A 20,912-nucleotide genomic window follows, 5' to 3' on the forward strand; every position below is an offset into this window, starting at 1 on the left:
CCCAATGGAGGACGCGTCATGCTGACCCGTCTCTACGGCGGCCATGTCGTCGATCCGGTCAATGGCGTCGACGCCGTCGGCGACGTCTATTTCGAGGACGGCCGCATCGTCGCGCCGCCCGAAGGGCGCTCGCCGGACGTCGAGCACGACGTCACCGGCCATATCGTCATGGCCGGCGCGATCGACATTCACTCCCATATCGCCGGCGGCGGCGTGAACACCGCCCGTCTGCTGCTGCCGGAGGCGCATCGCGCGCATCGGCCGCGGCCGGCCGACACGCCGCTCTCGACCGCCGGCTGGTCGACCTTCGAGACCGGCCGCCTCTATGCGCAAATGGGCTACACGACCGTCATCGAGCCGGCCGTCTCGCCGCATCATGCGCTGCACGCCCATCTCGAGCTCGCCGATATTCCGATCATCGACAAGGGTTTCTTGACGGTGCTCGGCAATGAGGATTTTCTCCTCTCGGCCTTCCGCGACGGGGCCAGCCAGGACACGGTCGTCGATTACATCGGCGCGACGCTGGAGGCGACGCGGGCGATCGGCGTCAAATGCGTGAACGCCGGCGGCGTCGACGCCTTCAAGCAGAATGTCCGTCATTTCTCGCTCGACGACGAGGTGCCGGAATATGGCCTCTCCTCGCGGGAGATTTTCCAGACCTTGCAGCGGGCGGTGAACGCCACCAAGATTCGCCATCCGCTGCATCTGCACATGAATAATCTCGGCCTGCCCGGCAATGTCGAGACGGCGCTGGCGACGATCGGGGCCTCGCAAGGGCTGCCGCTGCATCTCGCCCATGTGCAATTCTACGCCTATGGGACCGAGGGCAAGAACGGCTTCTCCTCGGCGGCGGCGCGATTCGCCGAGGCGATCAACGCCAATAAGAATGTCACCGTCGATGTCGGCCAGGTGATGTTCGCCGACATCGTGACGATCTCGTCGGATGTGATGAAGCAGTTCAACAGCCTGCCCGGCGGGCGGCCGAAGAAGGGCGTCATCTTCGACGGCGATTCGAACGGCCTCGGCGTCGTGCCCTATTCGTATCGCATCTCGGATTTCTTCAATGCGGTGCAATGGGCGGCGGGGCTCGAGCTGTTCCTGCTGTGCAATGATCCGATGCAGGTGTTCTTCACCACCGATCATCCCAATGGCGCGCCCTTCACCACCTATCCCGAGGTGTTCGCGCTATTGATGAGCGCCGACAAGCGCGCGCAATATCTCTCGCGCCTGCCGGCCGATGTGGTGGAGCTCACCAATCTGCCGGCGTTGAAGCGCGAATATTCCTTCTATGAGATCGCGACCATGACCCGCGCCGCGCCGCGCAAGCTCTATGGCTTCGAGGATCGCGGACAATTGGGGCCGGGCTCGGTCGCCGATGTCGCGATCTATAAGCCGCAGCCCGACAAAGCGGCGATGTTCCGTAGCGCCGCCTATGTTTTCAAGGATGGCAATCTCGTCGTGCGCGACGGCAAAGTCTCGCATTACACCAAGGGAAGGACGCTGCGCGTGCGGCCCGAATACGATCGCAAGATCAACAGTCGCCTCGACAAATATTACGACGGCCTCTATGGCCTGCCGCGCTCCATGTTCGAGGTGCAGGATGCGGCGCTCCCCAAAGCGGACGCCTTCGCGGAGGTCCCATGCCGCAGCTGATCCGCAAGGGTATCCGCATCGACGAGAGCTTCGCCGAGGCGTTTCCGATGACCGGCTCCGGCGTGGTCGTCACCGCGCCGACGCGCAAATGGGCCATGCAGGCCGCGACCACCATGACCGGCTACGCCACATCGGTCATCGGCTGCGACTGCGAGGCCGGCATCGATTGCGAATTGTCGCCGCGCGAGACGCCGGACGGACGTCCGGGCGTGCGCGTGCTGCTCTTCGGCTTCTCGCCCAAGAGCGTCGAGAAGGCGCTGGTCAATCGCATCGGCCAATGCGTGCTGACCTGTCCCGGCAGCGCGGTCTTCTCCGCCTTCGACGGCGAGGCGAAGATCAAGGTCGGCGACTCCATGCGCCAATTCGGCGACAAATGGCAGACTTCCAAGGCCATCGACGGGCGGCGCTATTGGCGCGTGCCGGTGATGGACGGCGAGTTTCTGGTGGAATCGTCGGTCGGCCTCACCAAGAAATCGGTCGGCGGCGGCAATCTCCTCATCATGGGCGAGGATTGGGCCAAGACGATGCGCGCCACCGAGGCCGCCGTGGACGCCGTCCATGCGACGCCCGACGCCATCGCGCCCTTTCCGGGCGGCGTGGTGCGCTCCGGCTCCAAGGTCGGCTCGAAATACAAGGGCATGGGCGCTTCGACCAATGACGCCTATTGCCCGACGCTGCGCGGCGCCACCGATAGCGCGCTCGACGCCGACATCGGCTGCGTGCTGGAGATCGTCATCGACGGCCTCACCAGCGACGCGGTCTCGGCGGCGATGCGCGCCGGCATCAAGGCGATCGTCGCGCTCGGCCCCAAGAATGGCGCAAAACGCGTCGGCGCCGGCAATTACGGCGGCAAGCTCGGCCCCTTCCACTATCATTTGAAGGATCTCGTGTAAGTGAAGCCGCTTCTCTTCACGCTGAAAGCCGAGCCCGACCAGCGGCTCGACCTCTCGCCCCTGACGCCCGATCGGCTCGTCGGCCGCTCGGCCAAGGAGATCGAGGCGATCGCCATCGGCACGACGCGCCTTCCGGTGAAGGTCGGCGACGTGTTCAAAGTGAAGCTCGGCGAGGCGACCTCGGTTCGCTTCGACGGCGGCTCCGATCGTTTCGACCTGCTCGGCGCCAAGCTGCTGCCGGGCTTCGAAATCCATGTCGAGGGCGATGTCGGCGCGCAGCTCGGCCGCGCCGCCAAGGGCGGGACGATCACGGTCGCCGGCGACGCCGGCCCCTACGCCGCCTCGCAATCGGCTGGCGCGAATATCGATATTTACGGCGATGCGGGCGACTTTTTGGGCGCGCCGCTGGCGGGCGAGATTCCCGGCATGTCGGGCGGTCGCGTCATCGTGCGCGGCAGCGTCGGCGCGCGGGCGGGCGACCGGCTGCGCCGCGGCATCATCATCGTCGAGGGCGACGCCGGCGAGGATTTGGGCTCCAGGGCCATCGCCGGCACGATCATCGTGCTGGGAACGGCGGCGGGCGAGCGCATCGGCTATCTCAACAAGCGCGCTACAATCGTGCTCTCCGAGCAGCGCGAGCTCGGCCCGACCTATGTCGATTGCGGCGCGCATAATCTCGGCTTCGCCAAGCTGTTCGCCAAATCTCTGGCGCCCGAGAGCCGCGGCGCCGCTCGGCTGCTGTCCAGCCGGTTGCAGCGCTTCGCGGGCGACACGGCTGTGTTCGGCAAGGGCGAGGTGCTGCTGCCGGCTTAAAGCGCGCGAGGGTGCTCAGAGGCCGGAGATTTGATCAAGGCGAGCAGCGCGGCGCTCACGCGCAACTCGTCTGCGGCGACGCTCATCATTTCGAAGAAAGATTCGTCGAACCCATCGACCTCGCCCTTCGACGCGAGCGTGATCTGGCGACCGGCTATTCTATGAACGAGTTCGTTGAAGCGCCGCAGCCGCGCCGGATCGGCGATCTCCTCTGAGCCGACGACATAGGTGTCACGGGCGAAAATTGTACAAAGATAAATCGCCTGGCCGTACCAAGCGATGCGCTGCTCCGGGGTCAGCCCGGTGAAGACGTCGAACCGCGCGCGCCATTCAGGTGACATGTGCCTCCTCCTCTGGCTATCGTTAGGCCCCAGAACCCGACCGCGCTACGGGAAATTTGCCCGAGTCCCGGCTTGGAAAGGCACAAGATCGGCGGTCGTTTCCTCGCGCTTTCCGACCGTTACGGTTCTGACGGGAAGATTTGACATCACCCTGTCTCAAATTGCCGAATTGCGCGGGGAGGGGCTTCATGCTACTCAATCGCCCAGCTCAAACCTGCCAGCTCATGCGGCCAAGCGCGATAGCAGCGAGAAGCGGGATGAGACACTCGCCTCGAAAGGGCGATTTCTTCTAACGGAGGAGATGAACATGGCCTGGACCGCCCCGGTGATCGTCGAAGTCTGCGTCGGCATGGAAATCACCAGCTACGAATCCGCCGAAATCTGACTTCAGATTTCGTGCGCGCCGCTTCCCTCGAGAGGCGGCCGAACTCTGCGAGCCGGTAAGAAGGCCGCTGTCCTCGATGAGGCGGCCTTCTTACCGGCTCGTTGCTTTTTGGGCCCGTCTCCCGTGCATCTCGCGCGCCTCGGCGCCCCGGAAACACCGCGTCGCTTCGCGCATCGCGATGACGGCGTCGCGATGACGGCCGCCATTCTCCTGGGCTTCGACTCGGGCTCCTGCGCCCTCTCGTATGATCTTGATCGTCGCGGCAGAGCCGCGCTACGCTGACCGGCGAGGGACGGCGAACGAATTCATTGGAAAGACGAGATCGGCCCGCGGCGGGCGCCGACCTCGTCGAGGAGGCCATAGATGAACACGATCATCCGCAATATCGTCGGACCGCAGGGGACGTCCGTCCGCTCTGCGGCCTATCGCACGGTCTGGCGCTGGCATTTCTACGCTGGGCTCTTCTGCCTGCCTTTCGTGCTCGTGCTGTCGCTCAGCGGCGCGGTCTATCTCTTCAAGCCGCAGCTCGACGCCTGGCTCGACCGGCCCTATGACCATTTGGCGCTGGCGGGCGCGCCGCAATCGCTCGACGCGCAGGTCGCGGCCGCGCAGGCGGCGCTGCCCGACGCACGGCTGACGAGTCTCGAGCTGCGCGCCGATCCCGCCGACGCCGCGCGCGTGGCCTTCATGACCGGCCGCCGCGACGCCGATGATTTCGTGATCCAGCGCGTGCTGGTGCGGCCGGACACGCTCGAAATCCTCGCCATCCAGGACGACAAATATCGCCCCTCGCAGCTCGCCGGGGGCATTCACGGCACTCTGCTGCTGGGGACGCCCGGCCATGTGCTGCTGGAGCTGGTCGGCGCCTGGGCGATCGTCATGATCGTCAGCGGCCTCTATCTCTGGTGGCCGCGCGACGCCAAGGGCCTCGCCGGCGTCGCCTATCCGCGCCTTTCCGAGGGAGGGCGGATGTTCTGGCGCGATCTCCATGCCGTGACCGGCCTGTGGGTGTCGTTTTTCGCGCTGTTCCTATTGATCACGGCGCTGCCCTGGACGCTGGTCTGGGGCGAGAGCTTCCGTTTTGCGCGCAATATCGGCGAGAAAGTCCTCGTCCATTCGGATTGGACCACCGGGCCCGCCGACGAGCGCGAGCAGCGCAAGGCGCAGTTCCAGCAGGCGGCGCCGGCCGCGAGCGAGCACGCCGAGCACCAGCATCATATGACCGCCGCCGCGGCGCCGACACACGCCGGTTTCGATCGCATCGCGCCGATCGCGGCCGGGCTCGGCCTCGCCGAGCCGGTGTTGATCGCGCCGCCGGGATCGGCGAGCCCGAACTGGAACGTCCAGTCGAAGACCCAGAATCGTCCGCTGCGCCGATCGATCGATTTCGATCCCGAGAGCCTTCGGCAGGTCGGCGAGACCGGCTTCGCCACCTCCCCTCTGGTCGAGCGAATCGTCGGCGTCGGCGTCGCCGCGCATGAGGGGCAGCTGTTCGGCTGGCCCAACCAGCTGCTCGGCCTGCTGAGCGTGATCGGCTATTTGCTGCTCGTCGTGTCCTCCGTGGCGCTGTGGTGGCGACGACGCCCGCGCGGCGCGCTGGGCGCGCCGCCGGCCTTTGCGCCCGAGCCGCGCCTCGCGCCTTTTGTCGTCGGGCTCGTCGTCGCCCTCGGCCTGTTGCTGCCGACGCTCGGCCTATCTCTGCTGGCCGTGCTGGCGGCGGAGCAGATCATCCGCCGCGCGTCGCCGGGAGCGAGCCGCTGGCTCGGACTGCGGCCGATCGAGGAGCGCGCGGCGGCTCGCCAATCCTAGCGGCGGGGTATGATTTTGCGTCGCGCGCGGCTTGCTCGGTCTCACAAATCGATACAGGATGCGCGCGCCGGAGCGAGAGCTCCAGCTTCCCGATAGTCGAGAAACGGCGGACCATCATGACGTCTTTCGGAAAATCTGTATTGCTGACAGGGCTCGCGGCGGCGGGACTGACAGTCGCCGCGGCCGCGTTCGCCGCTGGCCCCGACACGCTCCTCGTCGACGCCAGGCGCGTCTTCGCGCCGCTGCCGGCCGCGCCGAGCGCCGCGACGGATCAGGCTGTGCTCGGCCGGCGGCTGTTCTTCGAGACCCGCGTCTCCGCCGACGGCAATGTGAGCTGCTCGCATTGTCATCTGCCCGAGAAGCAGGGCGCCGACGGCCTGCCGAAATCCTTCGGCGTGTTCGGCAAGATCAACCCCCGCAACGCGCCGACGATCTTCAACGCCGCGCTGCAGTTCAAGGCCCATTGGCGCGGCGATCGCGAGACGATCGAGGAGCAGGCGGAGAAATCGCCGACCGGCGCGGTGAGCTTCGGCGCTCCGGATTTCGCGACCGTCGTCGCCGAGCTGAAATCCATCCCCGGCTACCCGGAGGCCTTCGCCAAGGCCTTCCCCGGCGAGGCGGACCCGGTGACGCAGAAAAACTGGGGCAAGGCGCTCGGCGCCTTTGAGCGCACGCTGCCGCAGCCGACGCGCTTCGACGCCTTTCTCGCGGGCGACGCCAAGGCGCTGACGCCGGCCGAGCAGGCGGGCCTGCGCAAATTCATCGAGGTCGGCTGCGCCGGCTGTCACGACGGCGTCGGCGTCGGCGGAACCTCATTCGCCAAATTCGGCGTCGTCGAGGATTATTGGAAAGAGACCGGCTCCAAGGACCCGGACAAGGGCCGCGCCGATGTGACGAAGAATGACGCGGATCTCTATGTGTTCAAGGTTCCGAGCCTGCGCAATGTCGCCAAGACCGGGCCCTATTTCCACGACGGCTCGGTGGCCGATCTGCCGAAGGCCGTGCGAGTGATGGGCAAGGTCCAATTGGGCCTCGATCTCTCCGACAAGGATGTGGAGGCGATCACCGCCTTTTTGGGCGCGCTGACGCAGCCCGTGCCGGCCAATTATTCCGCGCTCACGCCTTTCCCCGATGCGGCGGCGAAAAAATAGGTCGCTGAAACTCCAGCCTCGGAAAAGCGGCGGCCCCGGATCGTGGGGCCGCCGTTTTCGTCTCAGCCTTCTTCGTCCGTGTCTATGTCGCCGTCGATGAGGCCGGCGACGTCGTCGTCTTCCTCTTCCTCATTCTCGAGGAAGGTGTCGTCCTCCTCGGCCGCGTCGTCGATTTCGACATCCTCGTCCACATCGATCGCTTCGGCCTTGGACTCGCTGGCTTCGACCTCTTCCAGGGAGACGATTTCGGCGTCCTTCTCGCCTTCTGCCGGCTCGTCCGGATCGGCGTGGCGCGCGGCGATTCGCGACGTCACGATATGGAAGATCGCTCCGCATTTCGGGCAGACGACCGGATCCTTGTTCAGATCGAAGAATTTGACGCCACAAGACTGACATTGGCGCTTGGCGCCGAGTTCGGTTTTGGCCACGGTCCTTGCATCCTCGAGATAGAGCGGCGTGGGACCGCCCGTGGGAGACTTTGGTCGGGCGCTCGGTTAGTTTGCCCTTGCCCGGCTGTCAAATGAGAAATGGAAAGCGAGCCTGTCAAGCCGATCGGACGGAAAAGCCCTGGTTTGCACGGCGAATCGCCGAAAACCGCGTGTTTTGGTCCGCGCGGTCCGCGCGAGGGCCATTGCCAAGCGCGGCGCGACTTGGCATATCTCTCGCCGCCGCGGGTGTAGCTCAATGGTAGAGCAGCAGCCTTCCAAGCTGAATACGAGGGTTCGATTCCCTTCACCCGCTCCAACTCGCCCGCTTCGGCGGAACATTTTCCGGCGGCGATAGCTTCAACGAGAGAATTGGATTTGCCGGCCGGGCGCGTGGCGTGGCCCCTGGCCTTCATGCTCTTTCGAGTCTGCGCGCCTTCGCCGCGGTCGGGACATCGCCGGCGTCGCCTCGTCTCGAGCGCGCTCCGCGCCGTTTCACGGATCGTTCCAGTCCGGCGCAAGCTCTCGGTCCTAACCCACAGATATCCGAAGCCTCCGCCGCGTCGTGAATGCGGCGCGCGCAAATCCGGGTGTCGCTTGACAGGGCAAATCGCTCCTACCGCGCGTGACTCGACGTCCTTTCGGCCGCAGCGGCCCGCCGAAATCTCCGCCGACGCCGCAGAGCTCGGCTCGCTGCTGGCGACAGGCGGCGACGAGCGGATCGCGCTCGATCGCATTTCACGGCGCAATCGCTATGGCGTCTCGCCGGAGCCGACGATCGACGAAATCTATTTCTCCTCCTCCACGGCGTCGTCGACCTCGTCGAAAGGCTTCGACGCCGCGCTCGACGCCCGGCGCAGGCTCGCGAACGGCGCCGACGCCGCCGACTGGTTCGAGACGCTGCGCGCCCGCATCCGCCGCGCCTATGGAACGCCCGACTGCGAGACCGTTCTCGCGCCCTCCGGCACGGAAACCGAATATCTCGCGCTCGCTCTCGCGCTGGACGCTGTTCCCGGCCCTTTGACGAATCTCGTCGTCGCGCCGGAGGAGACCGGCCGCGGCGTGCTGCTCGCCGCCCACGGCGCGCATTTCCTGCCGACCGCGCCTTTTCGCCGCGCGGCCGCGCCCGGAGGGCGTCTGCCGGGGCTGGAGACCGCCGACATAGAAGTCGAGCATGTCGAGATACGCGACGCCTCGGGACGCTTGCGGCTCCCGCAAAGCGTGGACGACGACGCCTTGCGCGCCGCCACCGCGGCGCTGGCGAAGGGCCGTAGCGTTCTGATCCATCATCTCGCCGTTTCGAAAACCGGCCAGAGCGGCCTCGATCTCGCGGCGATCGAGCGTATTCGCGCTCTCGCGCCGGAGCGCGTCACGGTCATCGCCGATTGCTGCCAGCTGCGCTCGACGCCGCGGCAGGTCCGCGCTCTGCTCGATCGCGGCTTTCTCGTCGCGGTCACCGGATCGAAATTCGCCGGCGGCCCGCCCTTTTGCGGCGCGCTGCTGATACCGGTCCGCTTCACTGCGCGGCTTCGTGGCGCGAGCGTTCCGCGAGGCCTGTGGGCGCACAGCTCTCCTTTCGATTGGCCGGCGTCCTTGCGCGAGCGGCTCGGACTTCATTCGGAGGCCGACGCCAATTTCGGTCTCGGCTTGCGTTGGAGCGCGGCGCTCGTCGAGATCGAGCGTTTTCTCGCCGTACCGTCCGAGATCGCGCAGCAGGCGCAAGCGCGCTTCAAGGCGGAGGCGCTGGCCCTCGTCGGCGCCTGTCCGAGCCTCGCCGCCATTGTGGATGGAGGCGCGCGGGAGGATTTCGCCGATACGATCGTCCCGATCAAAGCGCGCGGCGTCGGCGGCGCTTTTCTCGACGATGCGGAGCTGCTGCGGATCAAGAACGCTCTGCTCGCGCCCTTGCCCGACGGTCCCGCCGCCTTGCAGCGCGCGATGCATGTGGGCCAGCCCGTGACCATCGGCAGAAGCTCGGCGCTGCGCGTATGCATGAGCGCGCCGATGATCTCCGATTTTGCGGACCGTCTCCACGGCGGCGAGACATTCGACGCGGCCTTCGCGCCGATCATCGGCGATCTCGGGCTCTTGTTCGAGAAGCTCCGTCAGATCATGGCGCGGCAATGGCGCGGCGACGCATGAGCGCGAGCCTCGACGTCGCCGCATCCGCGCAAGACGGCGTCCTTCTGGGCGTGGCGACCTTGTCTCGCGCCTATATGACCCACGGCGAATTGCCCGAAATCTACGACGTGTTGACCGCGCGGCTGGAACGGGATCCGAATGACGCCTGCGCTATGCTGGACCTCGCGACGATCGCGCATTTGCTCGGCGACGCCGAAGCGCATGTGCGGCTGCAACAGGACGCGCTCTCGCGCCGCCGCATCTTCTCGCTCCCCGTGGCGCAGCGCGATGATCGCGTGCGGCTGCTCGCCATCGTCACAGCCGGCGACTTCATGTCGAACACGCCGCTGGAGTTTCTGGTCGAGGACGGCGCGATCATGCTGCGCATCCTCTATGTCGCGCCGGGCGAAGCGTTTCCCGATTCGTTGCCGGACCATGATGTCGCCTTCGTCGCGATCGCCGAGGGCGATCGCAATCGTGCGGTTCTGGAGCAGATCGAGACGGCGGTCGCGACCTGGCCGCGGCCCGTGCTCAATCTCCCGGGCGCGATTGCGCGGCTGACCCGCGATGGCGCTTTTCGTCTGCTGAAGGATGCGCCGGGGCTCGTCTACCCGGTCAACGCGGCCGTCACACGCGACGCCCTGGAGGCCGTCGTTCGCGGCGCGACGGCGATCGAGACCTTGCTCGACGGCGCTTCCTATCCGGTTCTCCTGCGTCCACGCGGCACGCATGCGGGCGAAGGCCTCGCCAAGATCGACGACGCCGAGGCGCTCGCCGCGTTTCTCTCGAGCCAGGCCGTCGATGAATTCTATTTGGCGCAATTCGTCGACTATCGCAGCCCCGACGGGCTGTTCCGCAAATTTCGCCTATTGTTCATCGGCGATGCGCCCTATGCGGCGCATCTGGCGATTTCCGGCGATTGGATGATCCATTACCTCAACGCGCAAATGCATGAGGCGCGTCACCGGGCCGAGGAGGCGCTCTTCTTCGAGCGCTTCGACGATGATTTCGCTGCTCGCCACCGCGCCGCGCTCACGGAAGTCGCGCGCCGCATGCAGCTCGACTATTTCGCCATCGATTGCGGCGAAACGCCCGACGGGCGTCTGCTGCTCTTCGAGGTCGGCACGGCGATGATCGTGCATTCGCTCGATTCGGTCGAAACGTTTCCCTATAAGCAGCCGCAGATGCGCAAAGTGTTCGACCGCTTCGCGGCCTTTGTCCGCGAAGCGCGCGATAGAGCGCTCGCGCAGCCTGCGGCCGAATAGCCGCTTCCCACGGCCCCGCTTCGCCCGCAGCATTTCGAGCGGAAGCGGACGCCGTCTCTGTGTCGCAAGCGCGTCGAAACAAAAGACTCTGGTTCAGCGAGTCTTCTGCGGCGTGCGCATGGCCGCCAGCAGCGCCTCGCCCAGCGCGCCCGCGCCCTTCGGCTGCTCCGGCTGACGCTGCTGCTGGCGCGGCGCCGGCCCCGCGTCGCGGCGCTGGCCACCCGCGGGCGCCTGCCGCTGATCCGGCGTGTCGTCGAGCCGCATGGTGAGCGCGATGCGCTTGCGCGGCGCGTCGATCTCCAGCACCTTCACCTTGACGATATCGCCGGGCTTGGCCACCTGGCGCGGGTCCTTCACGAAGGTCTTGGACATGGCCGAGATATGCACCAGCCCGTCCTGATGCACGCCGATGTCCACAAAGGCGCCGAAGGCCGCGACATTGGTGACGACGCCCTCGAGAATCATGCCGGGCTGCAGATCGGAAATCTTCTCCACGCCCTCCTGGAAGGTGGCCGTCTTGAAGGCGGGACGCGGATCGCGGCCGGGCTTCTCGAGCTCGGCGAAAATATCGGTGACGGTCGGCAGGCCGAAGGTCTCGTCGACGAATTGCGCCGGCCGCAGCTTGCGCAGCTCGGTCGCATTGCCGATGAGCTGCTTGATGTCGGTCTTGGCGGCGGCGATGATGCGCCGCACCACCGGATAGGCCTCCGGATGCACGCCCGAGCGGTCGAGCGGATCGTCGCCGTCGACGATGCGCAGAAAGCCCGCGCTCTGCTCGAAGGCCTTGGGGCCGAGGCGCGGCACTTTCTTCAGCGAATCGCGCGTGCGGAACGGACCATTGGCGTCGCGATGCGCGACGATGTTGGAGGCGAGCAATTCGCCGACGCCCGACACGCGCGCCAGCAGCGGCGCGGAGGCGGTGTTGACGTCGACGCCGACGGCGTTGACGCAATCCTCGACGACGGCGTCGAGCGAATGGGAGAGCTTCACCTCCGAGAGGTCGTGCTGATATTGGCCGACGCCGATCGCTTTCGGCTCGATCTTCACCAGCTCGGCGAGCGGGTCCTGCAAGCGGCGCGCGATGGAGGCGGCGCCGCGCAGCGTCACGTCGAGATCGGGCAATTCGCGCGAGGCGTATTCGGACGCCGAATAAACCGACGCGCCGGCTTCCGACACGACGATCTTGGTGAGCTTCAGCTCCGGGAATTTCGACATTAATTCGCCGGCGAGCTTATCGGTCTCGCGCGACGCCGTGCCATTGCCGATGGCGATCAGCTCGATCGCGTGGTCGCGCGCCAGCTTGGCGAGGATGGAGAGCGATTCGTCCCAGCGGCGCTGCGGCTCATGCGGATAAATGGCCGTCGTCGCGACGATCTTGCCGGTCTTGTCGATGACCGCGACCTTGACGCCGGTGCGAAAGCCCGGATCGAGTCCGAGCGTCGCGCGCGCGCCGGCGGGCGCGGCGAGCAGAAGATCGCGCAAATTCGCCGCGAAGACGCGAATCGCCTCATCCTCCGCGAGGCGCCAGAGCCGCGTGCGCAGATCGACGGAGAGATGCAATTCGATCTTGGTGCGCCAGGCCCAGCGCACAGTGTCCAAGAGCCAGCGGTCGCCGGGGAGGCCGCGCGCGGCGATGGAAAAACGCTGCGCGATCTGGCCTTCATAGCCGACGGCGCCCTCGCTCGGCTCGGGGATCATCTCGAGATCGAGCATCTCCTCCTTCTCGCCGCGGAACATCGCCAATATGCGATGCGAGGGAAGCTTCGCCAGCGGCTCGGAGAAATCGAAATAATCGGAGAATTTCGCGCCCGCGGCCTCTTTGCCGGCGCGCGCCTTGGACTTCATCAGCCCCTGCGTCCAGAAGGTCTCGCGCAGGCGGCCGATGAGATCGGCGTTCTCGGCGAAGCGCTCGACGAGAATGGCGCGCGCGCCCTCGAGCGCCGCGGTCTCGTCGGCGATCGCCTTCTCCGCATTCACGAAAGGCTTCGCCTGCTCTTTCGGCTCGCGCTCGGGATGGCCGAGCAGCGCTTCGGCGAGCGGCGCGAGTCCGGCCTCTATGGCGATCTGCGCCTTGGTGCGGCGCTTGGGCTTGAAGGGGAGATAGATATCCTCGAGCCGCGCCTTATTGTCGGCCTCCATGATCGTCGCGCGCAGCGCGTCGTCGAGCTTTCCCTGCGCTTCGATCGAATCGAGGATCGCTTTGCGGCGGTCCTCCAATTCGCGCAGATAGCGCAGGCGCTCCTCGAGATGGCGCAGCTGTATGTCGTCGAGCTGGCCTGTCGCTTCCTTGCGATAGCGGGCGATGAAGGGCACCGTCGAACCTTGGTCGAGCAGAGCGACGGCCGCCTCCACTTGCCAGGATTTCGCGGAGAGCTCCGTGCTGATTCGTTCGACGATCGACGCCATGCGCTATCCCTGTCGGCTGTTTCTGGGGAGCGCGTTTCTAGCGTTCGGCGCGGCGCCAAGTCAAAAGCCAAATGCCGAAAGCGAAATCCTGTGGACATCCGCGCTGCGCCGCGCTCCAGCCCGCTATTTGCGCGAATCGGGGAGATGCGGGTGATCCGGCCAGCAGCTTCGCCGCTCGATCTCGAGCCGCGCGTCGCTCGCCGCGCCGAGCCAGGCCGGAACCATTTCGCGCCGGGCGAGATAATTGCTCGGGAAGACATGAGGATCGGTCTTGCGCCAGCTCGTCAGCAGATCGCAATCGGAGATGGCGAAAGCCGGCACGACGAGCGCGCGCTTGATCTCCATCGCCGGCGTCGCGGCGGAGACGATCACAATGGCCGATATCAGCGAGGCGAGCGCGCCGCCGTCGCGCGGCGTCGACACGGCCACGCGGGCGAAGGCGAAAGCGAGGAGGAACAGCGCCGGAATCGAGGCGCGCATGGCGAGATCATTGTTGGGGCCGAAGGAGTAGAAAGGCAGCGCCAGCAGAACGACGACGCCGGCGCCGACCAGCGCGCGATCGCTTCTCGCCAGTCTTTCGCGCGCCGCGAGCAGGATCGCCGCATGCGGAATCTCGACTGCGATGAAAGCGACATAGAGGCCGACGAAGCCGGGAATGGCGAGCAGCCAGCCATGCCTGACGGATTCGGCGTCGATCGTCAGATAGAGCGCGATCGGCAGAAAGCAGAGGCCGGCGACGGCCGCGGCGAGAATGCGCGGCGCAAAGAGCCCGCGGCCGAGCCGCAGCGCGCAAAAGCCGATGAGCGGCGCGGCGCCGACGGCGGCGAGCGGCGACCACAGCAGAGTCGCGGCGAAGAGAATGGCGAGAAGCGCGAGATCGATCTCCTCGCGCGCGAGGAGAAGCAGCAGCAAGGCCGCCCACCAGCCCGGCAGCGCATGATTGGGAACCCAGAATAATTGGGTGACGTGCGAGGAATATTGGAACGCCGGATTCCACCATTCGAGATGGTCCGGCAGCGCGAGCCCTTCGAGGAAAAGCTGCGGCAGAATATCGAGGCCGCTGAACAGAACGAAGAGCGCGAGAAACGGCGCGACGCGCGCGCCGGCGAGACGCGCGACGAAATAGAGGCACACGCCGAGCAGCAGCGTATTTTGCGCGAGCATGGCGATATGCGCGCCGGCGAGCCCGGTCCAGCGTCCGATCGCGGCGGGAAGCAGATACATGCCGAGCGGCGCGCGCAGCAGATAATCCTGCCCCTCGTAGCGATAGAAGAGCGGGAAGCCCTGCCGCGTCAGATCGGAGAGCACGGCGTCGCGCACCAGCCAGTCGAGATTGGCGTAGAAGAGATGCGTCTCGCCGCCGAGCAGCAGCAGAGCGACAGCGAGCGCGAGACAGGCGGCGAAGGTCCGCGCGTCGATCGGCGCAGCGAGCAGGCCGCCTTCTTTGGGCCGAAAGGAGAAGAGGAGGAAAGCGGCGAGCGCGCAGCCCGCGAGAATGGGCGCGGCGCCGACGACGCCGAATCCGAGAGCGAGCGCGGCGTTGGAGAGCAGGAAGACGAGAATGCACAGCCGCAGCAAAAGCAGATTGCGCATGAGCGGCGTACGCGCATTGTTGCGCGCGGCCGCCTCCTCGCGCGCGGCCGCCTCTTGGCGCGCGGGCGCTGTTTCGTCTTTTGCTCGCAATGTGGTCATGGTCGTCTCGGCGCCGGATGTCGCTCGTTAGAAGTTGATGCGCTCGCGCTCGAACACCACGGGCTTGCGGCGCACTTGCGCGTGAATGGCGAGAATATATTCGGCGAGCACGCCGATGGAGAATAGCTGCACGCCGCCGAAGAAGAATACGGCGACGATGATCGTCATCACGCCGGGCGGCGCGAGCTGGCGGAAGAACATCAGCCCGAGCGCCAGGCTGATGAAGGCGTAGGCGAGCGCCAGCGCCGCAATGCCGAAGCCGAGGAACAGCAGCAGACGCAAAGGCGCCGGCGTGAAGGTGACGAGACCGTTCATCCCCTGGTCGACGAGGCGCAGCAAATTATTGGAGGTCACGCCGCGCCGCCGCTCGACCCATTTGTAGGGGACGCCGACGGCGGTGAAGCCGCATTCGAAGGTCATCATGCGCATGAAGGGATAGGAATCGTCGATTTGGCGCATCGCCTCGACGACCTTGCGGTCGACGAGCTGAAAATCGCCGACGCCCGGCGGCAGAGTGAATTCCGAGAGGCCGGTCAGCGCGCGATAATAGACGCCGCGCGCCATGCGCATGATCGCGCCCTCCTCGCGAATCTTGCGAATGCCGTAGACGATCTCCTTTCCCGCCTCCCACAGCGTCACGAATTGCGGCAGCAGCTCGGGCGGGTCTTGCAGATCGGCGGGCAGGAACAGGAGGACCGCGTCGCCGCTCGCCGCCATCACGCCATTGAAGTTGGAGCGCATCGGCCCGAAATTGCGGGCGTTGAGAATGACCTTGACGCAAGGATCGGCGGCGGCGATCTCGCGCAATATCTCGGCGCTGCGATCTGTCGAGGCGTTGTCGCAGAACACATGCTCGCGGCGATAGTCTTTCAGCTCGCCGTCGAAGAGCGCCGCGACCCGCGCATGGCATTCGCGGATGTTGAGCTCTTCATTGTAGCAGGGCGTGACGATGGAGAGGGTCTTCATGCGCCGCCGCCTCCAGAGCGGAAAACGAAGTCGCGATTGAGGAGATAGGAGAGCGTCGCGAGCACGGGCGTCAGCGCCGCTTGAGCGAGCGCCGCCTCTGCGCCGAAATGCTCGAGCGCGCGCAGCGCGAGCGCGTCGACGACGAAGAGGGCCGCATAGACGGCGATGAAGCGGCCGAGAAAGCGCGAATCGCTGGAGCCGAAGACGAGGCGCCCGATGGACAGGAAATTGAACATTGCGCCGAGCGCGGTGGAGACGCCGGCGGCGACGACCGAATCATGTGTCGCGCGCCAGACGAAATAGAAGATCGCATAGCCGAAGGCCGTGTTCAGCAGCCCGACCGCGAAGAAACGCAGCGCCCGCGCGCTCGGCGCGAGAGCGGCGGCGTCGAAGCGGAAATCATGCTTGTCGTCTGCCAATTCGTCCGTCCGTGCGCTGGGCGTCGCTGTCGCGGCCGATCATGGCTTACGAAAGGTTAACGCTCGGCTTACGCCGGCCGGCGCGCGGAGGGCGCGCGGCGCTCTGGGGTTAACCCTGTTCGCCTGCACGAATCGCCGCGCCGTGGCGGCGCGCGCGCGAAACGGACCAAGGGCCGCGGTCGCGCGCGCCGGGCCGGCGCGCGCAGGCGGCCGAATTCGGGACAAAGAGGTAAATGCGCCGGCGCGTTCGGACGCCGAGCGGACGCGCCGGCGGCATGAAAGACGGAGGCAAGGCCGGTCGCAGCCTTCAGAATGCGCCGGAACAGCGCGGCAACACGGCGAGATCGCCGATTCGTGCCCGCTCCGTTCCGGGATGATTCCAAAGCTTAACGCGATGGTCGTCGCAACGTCGTGATTCGCATGTTGACAGGCAGTCGGGACGGAGTCCGCCTCGGACCTCGCGCGACTCGCGGTCGATGTATGCTGCAAAATATGAGATTTCGAAGCTATAGTGTTCGCGAGGCGGGAGAGCGACCATATCTCGAGCGAACAGAGCGTGACTCGATGAGAGTCCGCGATTCGGCCGCGATTCGTTCGTCCCCTGTTCGAATGATGAAATGGCCGAGTCTTCGTCGTTCCAATCCGGGACGATCGCCGCTATCGATGAGGGCTCGGGCTCGCATCAGGGCTCCAGGTGAAATATAACGTAGAGCCATGAGCCCGATGCTCACCGCCAATAATCCGGCCAAAAGCCCGGTCAAGAGACCGGCCGCGCCGGGCCTCCGCCTGTCGACCGCCGGCGTCGCCGCCGTTCTGGGGCCGACCAACACCGGCAAGACTCATCACGCCATAGAGCGGATGCTCTCCTATCCGACGGGGATGATCGGCCTGCCTTTGCGTCTGCTCGCGCGCGAGGTCTATGCGCGCGTGGTGGAGCGGGTGGGGGCGGACAATGTGGCGCTCATCACCGGCGAGGAGAAGATAAAGCCCCGCGCGCCCGCCTATTGGGTCTCGACCGTCGAGGCGATGCCGCGCGATCTCGATGTGGATTTCGTCGCGGTGGACGAGATTCAGCTCGCCGCCGACCTCGATCGCGGCCATGTCTTCACCGATCGCCTGCTGTTTTGGCGCGGCCGCGTCGAGACGCTGCTCATCGGCGCGGAAACCATGCGCTCGCTCATCGAGCGGCTGTTGCCCGGGGTTCCCATCTTCACGCGGCCGCGGCTGTCGCATTTGAGCTTCGCCGGCGAGCGCAAGCTGGCGCGCCTGCCGCCGCGCAGCGCCATCGTCGCCTTCTCGGCCGAGGATGTCTACGCCATAGCGGAATGGATCAAGCGTCAGCGCGGCGGCGCGGCGGTGGTGCTCGGCGCGCTTTCCCCCCGCACCCGCAACGCCCAGGTCGACCTCTTTCAGAATGGCGACGTCGATTATATCGTCGCCACCGACGCCATCGGCATGGGCCTCAATCTCGATGTCGACCACATCGCCTTCGCCGCCGACCGCAAATTCGACGGCTGGCGTCATCGCCGTCTCACCGCCGGGGAATTGGGCCAGATCGCCGGCCGCGCCGGGCGCAATATGAACGACGGGACGTTCGGCTCCACCGGCCGCTGCCCGCCCTTCGACGAGCAGACGGTCGAGGCGCTGGAGAATCACTGGTTCGATCCGCTGGTCGCGCTGCAATGGCGCAACGCCGATCTCGAATTCGATTCGATCGGGGCGCTGGTCGAATCGCTGGAACGCGCGTCCCCTGAAGAATGCCTGCTGCGCGCCCGCACGGCGGAGGATCAAATGGTCCTCGAAGTCGCCGCGCGCGACGAGACTGTGCAGCGCAACACGAAAACCAGAGCCGATATTATGAGACTCTGGGACGTGTGTCAGATTCCCGATTATCGCAAGACCTCGCCGGCCGCCCATGCGGAGCTGGCGCTCGCCGTCTATGGCTATGTGGTGCGCCGCGGATTGATCCCAGGCGATTGGTTCGCAAAGCAAATCTCCGCTGTGGACCGCATCGATGGCGACATTCACACCCTGTCCGCGCGGCTCGCCCAGGTGCGGACCTGGACCTTCATCGCCAATCGTTCCGGCTGGCTCGAGAATCCAGAGCATTGGCAGAGCGTCGCGCGTCAGGTAGAGGACAGTCTGTCCGACGCGCTGCACGAACGCCTCACGCAGCGTTTCGTCGATCGCCGCACCAGCGTGCTGATGCGCCGCCTGAGAGAGAATGCGATGCTCGAAGCCGAAATCACTACCGCCGGCGACGTAATGGTCGAAGGTCAGCACGTCGGACAGTTGCAGGGATTTCGTTTCACCGCCGATCCGCTGGCGACGGGCGAGGCGGCCAAAGCGCTGAACGCCGCCGCGCAACGCGCGCTCGCCGGCGAGATCGAGGCGCGCGCCGCGCGCGTGTTCGATGCCGTGGACGACGCATTCCTGCTGGGCAATGACGGGACCATTCGCTGGCTCGGCGAGCCCGTCGGCAAGATCGCGCCGGGCGCCGCGGCGCTGACCCCGACCGTGCGGCTGCTCGCCGACGAGCAATTGACCGGCGCCGCGCTGGAGAAAGTGCAGCAGCGGCTCGATCTGTGGCTCGCGCAGCATATAAAGAAGCTGCTCGGCGCGCTGGAGGATCTCGAGAAGGGCGAGGGGCTCGAGGGCGTCACCCGCGGGATCGCCTTTCAGCTCGCCGAGGAGCTCGGCGTCCTGGAGCGCAGCCGCGTCGCCCGCGAGATCAAGGCGCTCTCCCAGGAGGACCGCGCCGCCCTGCGCAAGAAGGGCGTCCGCTTCGGCGCCTACCATATTTATCTGCCGCAGCTCTTGAAGCCGGCGCCGCGCTCGCTCGCCGCCCTGCTGTGGGGCTTGAAGCATGGCGGGCTCGACAATCTGAAGGGCCTCGAGGAGGTGCCGCATCTGGCCGCCTCCGGCCGCACCTCCTTCGCCGCCGATCCGTCGATCTCCAAGGGATTCTACCGCGCCGCCGGCTTCCGCGTCTGCGGCGAGCGTGTCGTGCGCGTCGATATTCTCGAGCGCCTCGCCGATCTCATCCGGCCGGCGAGCGCCTATCGGCCGGGCGTGACGGCCGGCGATCCGCCTGCCGGCGCCGCCGATGGCGAGGGATTCGTCGTCACTGTGGCGATGACCTCTCTCACCGGCTGCGCGGGCGAGGCTTTCGCCTCCATCTTGCGCTCGCTCGGCTATCAATCCGCCGAGCGCCAGGGGCCCGCGATCACCGTGCCGCTGCTGGCCAAGGCGGCGACCGAGCCGCTGTCCCCGACGCCGGCCGCGCCTGTGGCCGAGGACGCCGAATCGCCGGCCGAGCAGACCGAGGCTCCGGCCGAGCCGGCCCCCGAATCGCTCGCGGAAGCGGCGCAGGAGGCCGAGACCGTCGTCGAGGCGGAGGCCGAGGCGCCGGAAGCCGTCGCGGAGAGCGCCGAGCCCGAGCTCGCCGAGTCGGAGAGCATCGAGTCGGAGAGCATCGAGCCGGCCAGCGTCGCGGAGACGAGCGCCGAAGCGCCGGAGACGGCTGCCGATCCGGCACCCACAGAGCCGGTTTCCCCGGAAGCGGGCTCAACGGAAGCGGTTTCCACGGAACCGGCGCCGATCGAGATTTGGACGTTGCAGCGTCACGTCCCACAGGCGCCGCGCCGGCGTCAGGGCGGCGCTCCGGGAGCGGGCCAGGAGGAGGGCGGTCGCCCTGCGCGGCCGGCCGGCGAACGTCAACGCGGCCCGCGGCCTGGCCAGGGCGGCGGTCGTCGTCCCGAGCCGGGAGAGGGCGCGCAGGCCGAGCACAAGCCGCGCGCCGACGCCCGCAAGGAGAGCGGCTTTCGCTCCGGCGGCAAGCCGCGCAGCGACAATCCTCGCAGCGACGGTCCTCGCAGCGACAATAATCGGCCGCCGCGAGACGACCGCCGTCGTGGCAATGGCGGCTTTTCCACGCCGGAAAAACGGGAAAGAGAGCGGCTTCCCGATCCCGATTCGCCCTTCGCCAAGCTCCTGGCGCTCAAGGCCGAGCTCGAAAAAAAGGGCAAGAGCTGAAATTTCGCCTCAAATGACTGTTCATGTCCGACCTACGAAGCGGCCGCTGGATCGCTCGGGGGATAGCATCGGCTTGCCGAGCCGAGCTGCTAACGCAGCTTGCCAAGTCCACGTCGCTCGGCCTATTGCTGACGTGAACTTTGGCGCACTGGCGCAAGTCGATGCGATCGGGCCTCGTCGACCCTGAAATGCGGGCCGTGGACGAGATTCTGTCCGCGGCGGCGTCTCTTAAAGAGCGCTGCGTGTTGGACGACGGCCTTCCACCGAAAGGCGAGACATGACGAAAATTCTTCCTGTCATAATGTGCGGCGGGGCGGGCACGCGCGTATGGCCCGAATCACGGGAAAGCCTCCCGAAACAGTTTATTCCGCTCATCGGCGAAAAATCGACCTTTCAAACCACTATCGAGACGCTGGCGGACGAGGCTTTCGAGAGGCCCGTCGTCATCACCAACGCCGATTATCGCTTCCTCGTCACCGATCAGCTGCGTGAGATCGGCGCCGGCGCCGATATCGTCCTCGAGCCGACGCGGCGCGAT

The 20,912-nt window shown here is 66.4% G+C and carries 16 protein-coding genes and 1 tRNA gene; 11 read left to right on the forward strand and 6 right to left on the reverse strand.

Features of this window, described 5'->3' with window-relative positions; all coding sequences use genetic code 11:
• Positions 1–18: 18 nt before the first annotated feature.
• The 3 genes from VIF40_RS06220 to VIF40_RS06230 are packed head-to-tail and all read left to right on the forward strand — an operon-like array spanning position 19 to position 3,359.
• Positions 19–1,653 carry a formylmethanofuran dehydrogenase subunit A gene (locus tag VIF40_RS06220; protein ID WP_331936656.1) on the forward strand — a complete coding sequence of 545 codons (1,635 nt, stop codon included), beginning with the start codon at positions 19–21 and terminating at the stop codon, positions 1,651–1,653.
• Positions 1,641–2,546, forward strand: a complete 906-nt coding sequence (gene fhcD, locus VIF40_RS06225) for a formylmethanofuran--tetrahydromethanopterin N-formyltransferase (protein WP_331936657.1) — start codon at positions 1,641–1,643, stop codon at positions 2,544–2,546. The genes VIF40_RS06220 and fhcD overlap by 13 nt, the downstream gene beginning before the upstream one ends.
• Entirely contained in the window at positions 2,547–3,359 is an 813-nt protein-coding gene (locus VIF40_RS06230; RefSeq protein ID WP_331936658.1) for a formylmethanofuran dehydrogenase subunit C, read from the forward strand.
• On the opposite strand, the gene VIF40_RS06235 is transcribed toward VIF40_RS06230, so the two are convergent.
• Positions 3,356–3,700 (reverse strand): hypothetical protein, encoded by a 345-nt coding sequence (locus VIF40_RS06235; RefSeq protein ID WP_331936659.1) that lies wholly within the window; start codon positions 3,698–3,700, stop codon positions 3,356–3,358. The genes VIF40_RS06230 and VIF40_RS06235 overlap by 4 nt on opposite strands.
• Before the next feature lie 307 nt (positions 3,701–4,007).
• On the opposite strand from VIF40_RS06235, the gene pqqA reads away from it, so the two are divergent.
• The 3 genes from pqqA to VIF40_RS06250 all read left to right on the forward strand — a co-directional run bounded on the left by pqqA (position 4,008) and on the right by VIF40_RS06250 (position 7,045).
• The gene (pqqA, locus tag VIF40_RS06240; RefSeq protein WP_099831855.1) at positions 4,008–4,085 is read left to right on the forward strand and encodes a pyrroloquinoline quinone precursor peptide PqqA; all 78 of its coding nucleotides are present in this window, start codon (positions 4,008–4,010) and stop codon (positions 4,083–4,085) included.
• A gap of 363 nt (positions 4,086–4,448) precedes the next feature.
• A complete protein-coding gene (locus VIF40_RS06245) occupies positions 4,449–5,894 on the forward strand; it encodes a PepSY domain-containing protein (RefSeq protein ID WP_331936660.1) in 1,446 nt (481 codons plus the stop codon).
• A 116-nt stretch (positions 5,895–6,010) separates the two neighbouring features.
• Positions 6,011–7,045 carry a cytochrome-c peroxidase gene (locus VIF40_RS06250; RefSeq protein ID WP_331936661.1) on the forward strand — a complete coding sequence of 345 codons (1,035 nt, stop codon included), beginning with the start codon at positions 6,011–6,013 and terminating at the stop codon, positions 7,043–7,045.
• Between the two features lie 62 nt (positions 7,046–7,107).
• Here VIF40_RS06250 and VIF40_RS06255 read toward each other — a convergent pair whose 3' ends face one another.
• Positions 7,108–7,473, reverse strand: a complete 366-nt coding sequence (locus VIF40_RS06255) for a TIGR02300 family protein (RefSeq protein WP_331936662.1) — start codon at positions 7,471–7,473, stop codon at positions 7,108–7,110.
• Between the two features lie 242 nt (positions 7,474–7,715).
• Here VIF40_RS06255 and VIF40_RS06260 point away from each other — a divergent pair.
• The 3 genes from VIF40_RS06260 (at position 7,716) to VIF40_RS06270 (ending at position 10,856) form a co-directional block, all read left to right on the forward strand.
• Positions 7,716–7,789, forward strand: a tRNA-Gly gene (locus VIF40_RS06260).
• A 278-nt stretch (positions 7,790–8,067) separates the two neighbouring features.
• A complete protein-coding gene (locus VIF40_RS06265; RefSeq protein ID WP_331936663.1) occupies positions 8,068–9,612 on the forward strand; it encodes a hypothetical protein in 1,545 nt (514 codons plus the stop codon).
• Complete coding sequence (locus tag VIF40_RS06270) at positions 9,609–10,856, forward strand: hypothetical protein (protein ID WP_331936664.1); 1,248 nt, start codon at positions 9,609–9,611, stop codon at positions 10,854–10,856. Before VIF40_RS06265 ends, VIF40_RS06270 begins: the two co-directional genes overlap by 4 nt.
• 93 nt (positions 10,857–10,949) lie before the next feature.
• On the opposite strand, the gene VIF40_RS06275 is transcribed toward VIF40_RS06270, so the two are convergent.
• The 4 genes from VIF40_RS06275 to VIF40_RS06290 form a co-directional block, all read right to left on the reverse strand.
• Complete coding sequence (locus VIF40_RS06275; RefSeq protein ID WP_331936665.1) at positions 10,950–13,262, reverse strand: Tex family protein; 2,313 nt, start codon at positions 13,260–13,262, stop codon at positions 10,950–10,952.
• 123 nt (positions 13,263–13,385) lie between these two features.
• Positions 13,386–14,954: a hypothetical protein gene (locus VIF40_RS06280; protein ID WP_331936666.1), complete on the reverse strand. Its 1,569-nt coding sequence runs from the start codon at positions 14,952–14,954 to the stop codon at positions 13,386–13,388.
• A 27-nt stretch (positions 14,955–14,981) separates the two neighbouring features.
• Positions 14,982–15,920 (reverse strand): glycosyltransferase family 2 protein, encoded by a 939-nt coding sequence (locus VIF40_RS06285; protein ID WP_331936667.1) that lies wholly within the window; start codon positions 15,918–15,920, stop codon positions 14,982–14,984.
• A complete protein-coding gene (locus VIF40_RS06290) occupies positions 15,917–16,339 on the reverse strand; it encodes a GtrA family protein (RefSeq protein ID WP_331936668.1) in 423 nt (140 codons plus the stop codon). The genes VIF40_RS06285 and VIF40_RS06290 overlap by 4 nt, the downstream gene beginning before the upstream one ends.
• A 723-nt stretch (positions 16,340–17,062) precedes the next feature.
• On the opposite strand from VIF40_RS06290, the gene VIF40_RS06295 reads away from it, so the two are divergent.
• Together VIF40_RS06295 and VIF40_RS06300 are read left to right on the forward strand one after the other, a co-directional pair.
• The gene (locus VIF40_RS06295) at positions 17,063–20,374 is read left to right on the forward strand and encodes a helicase-related protein (protein ID WP_331936673.1); all 3,312 of its coding nucleotides are present in this window, start codon (positions 17,063–17,065) and stop codon (positions 20,372–20,374) included.
• A gap of 277 nt (positions 20,375–20,651) precedes the next feature.
• On the forward strand, positions 20,652–20,912 hold a 261-nt coding region (locus tag VIF40_RS06300; protein WP_331936669.1), incomplete at its 3' end, for a sugar phosphate nucleotidyltransferase.

Origin of the sequence: Methylosinus sp. (assembly GCF_036560965.1) — a bacterium.
Lineage (GTDB): Bacteria > Pseudomonadota > Alphaproteobacteria > Rhizobiales > Beijerinckiaceae > Methylosinus.

What these genes read in the sequence shown, in the direction of transcription:
- fhcD (WP_331936657.1), top strand. Translation starts at nt 1,641, where the DNA reads ATGCCGCAGCTGATCCGCAAGGGTATCCGCATCGACGAGAGCTTCGCC.
- VIF40_RS06285 (WP_331936667.1), bottom strand. Translation starts at nt 15,920, where the DNA reads ATGAAGACCCTCTCCATCGTCACGCCCTGCTACAATGAAGAGCTCAAC.
- VIF40_RS06235 (WP_331936659.1), bottom strand. Translation starts at nt 3,700, where the DNA reads ATGTCACCTGAATGGCGCGCGCGGTTCGACGTCTTCACCGGGCTGACC.
- VIF40_RS06295 (WP_331936673.1), top strand. Translation starts at nt 17,063, where the DNA reads ATGCTCACCGCCAATAATCCGGCCAAAAGCCCGGTCAAGAGACCGGCC.
- VIF40_RS06220 (WP_331936656.1), top strand. Translation starts at nt 19, where the DNA reads ATGCTGACCCGTCTCTACGGCGGCCATGTCGTCGATCCGGTCAATGGC.
- VIF40_RS06275 (WP_331936665.1), bottom strand. Translation starts at nt 13,262, where the DNA reads ATGGCGTCGATCGTCGAACGAATCAGCACGGAGCTCTCCGCGAAATCC.
- VIF40_RS06250 (WP_331936661.1), top strand. Translation starts at nt 6,011, where the DNA reads ATGACGTCTTTCGGAAAATCTGTATTGCTGACAGGGCTCGCGGCGGCG.
- VIF40_RS06245 (WP_331936660.1), top strand. Translation starts at nt 4,449, where the DNA reads ATGAACACGATCATCCGCAATATCGTCGGACCGCAGGGGACGTCCGTC.
- pqqA (WP_099831855.1), top strand. Translation starts at nt 4,008, where the DNA reads ATGGCCTGGACCGCCCCGGTGATCGTCGAAGTCTGCGTCGGCATGGAA.
- VIF40_RS06270 (WP_331936664.1), top strand. Translation starts at nt 9,609, where the DNA reads ATGAGCGCGAGCCTCGACGTCGCCGCATCCGCGCAAGACGGCGTCCTT.
- VIF40_RS06280 (WP_331936666.1), bottom strand. Translation starts at nt 14,954, where the DNA reads ATGACCACATTGCGAGCAAAAGACGAAACAGCGCCCGCGCGCCAAGAG.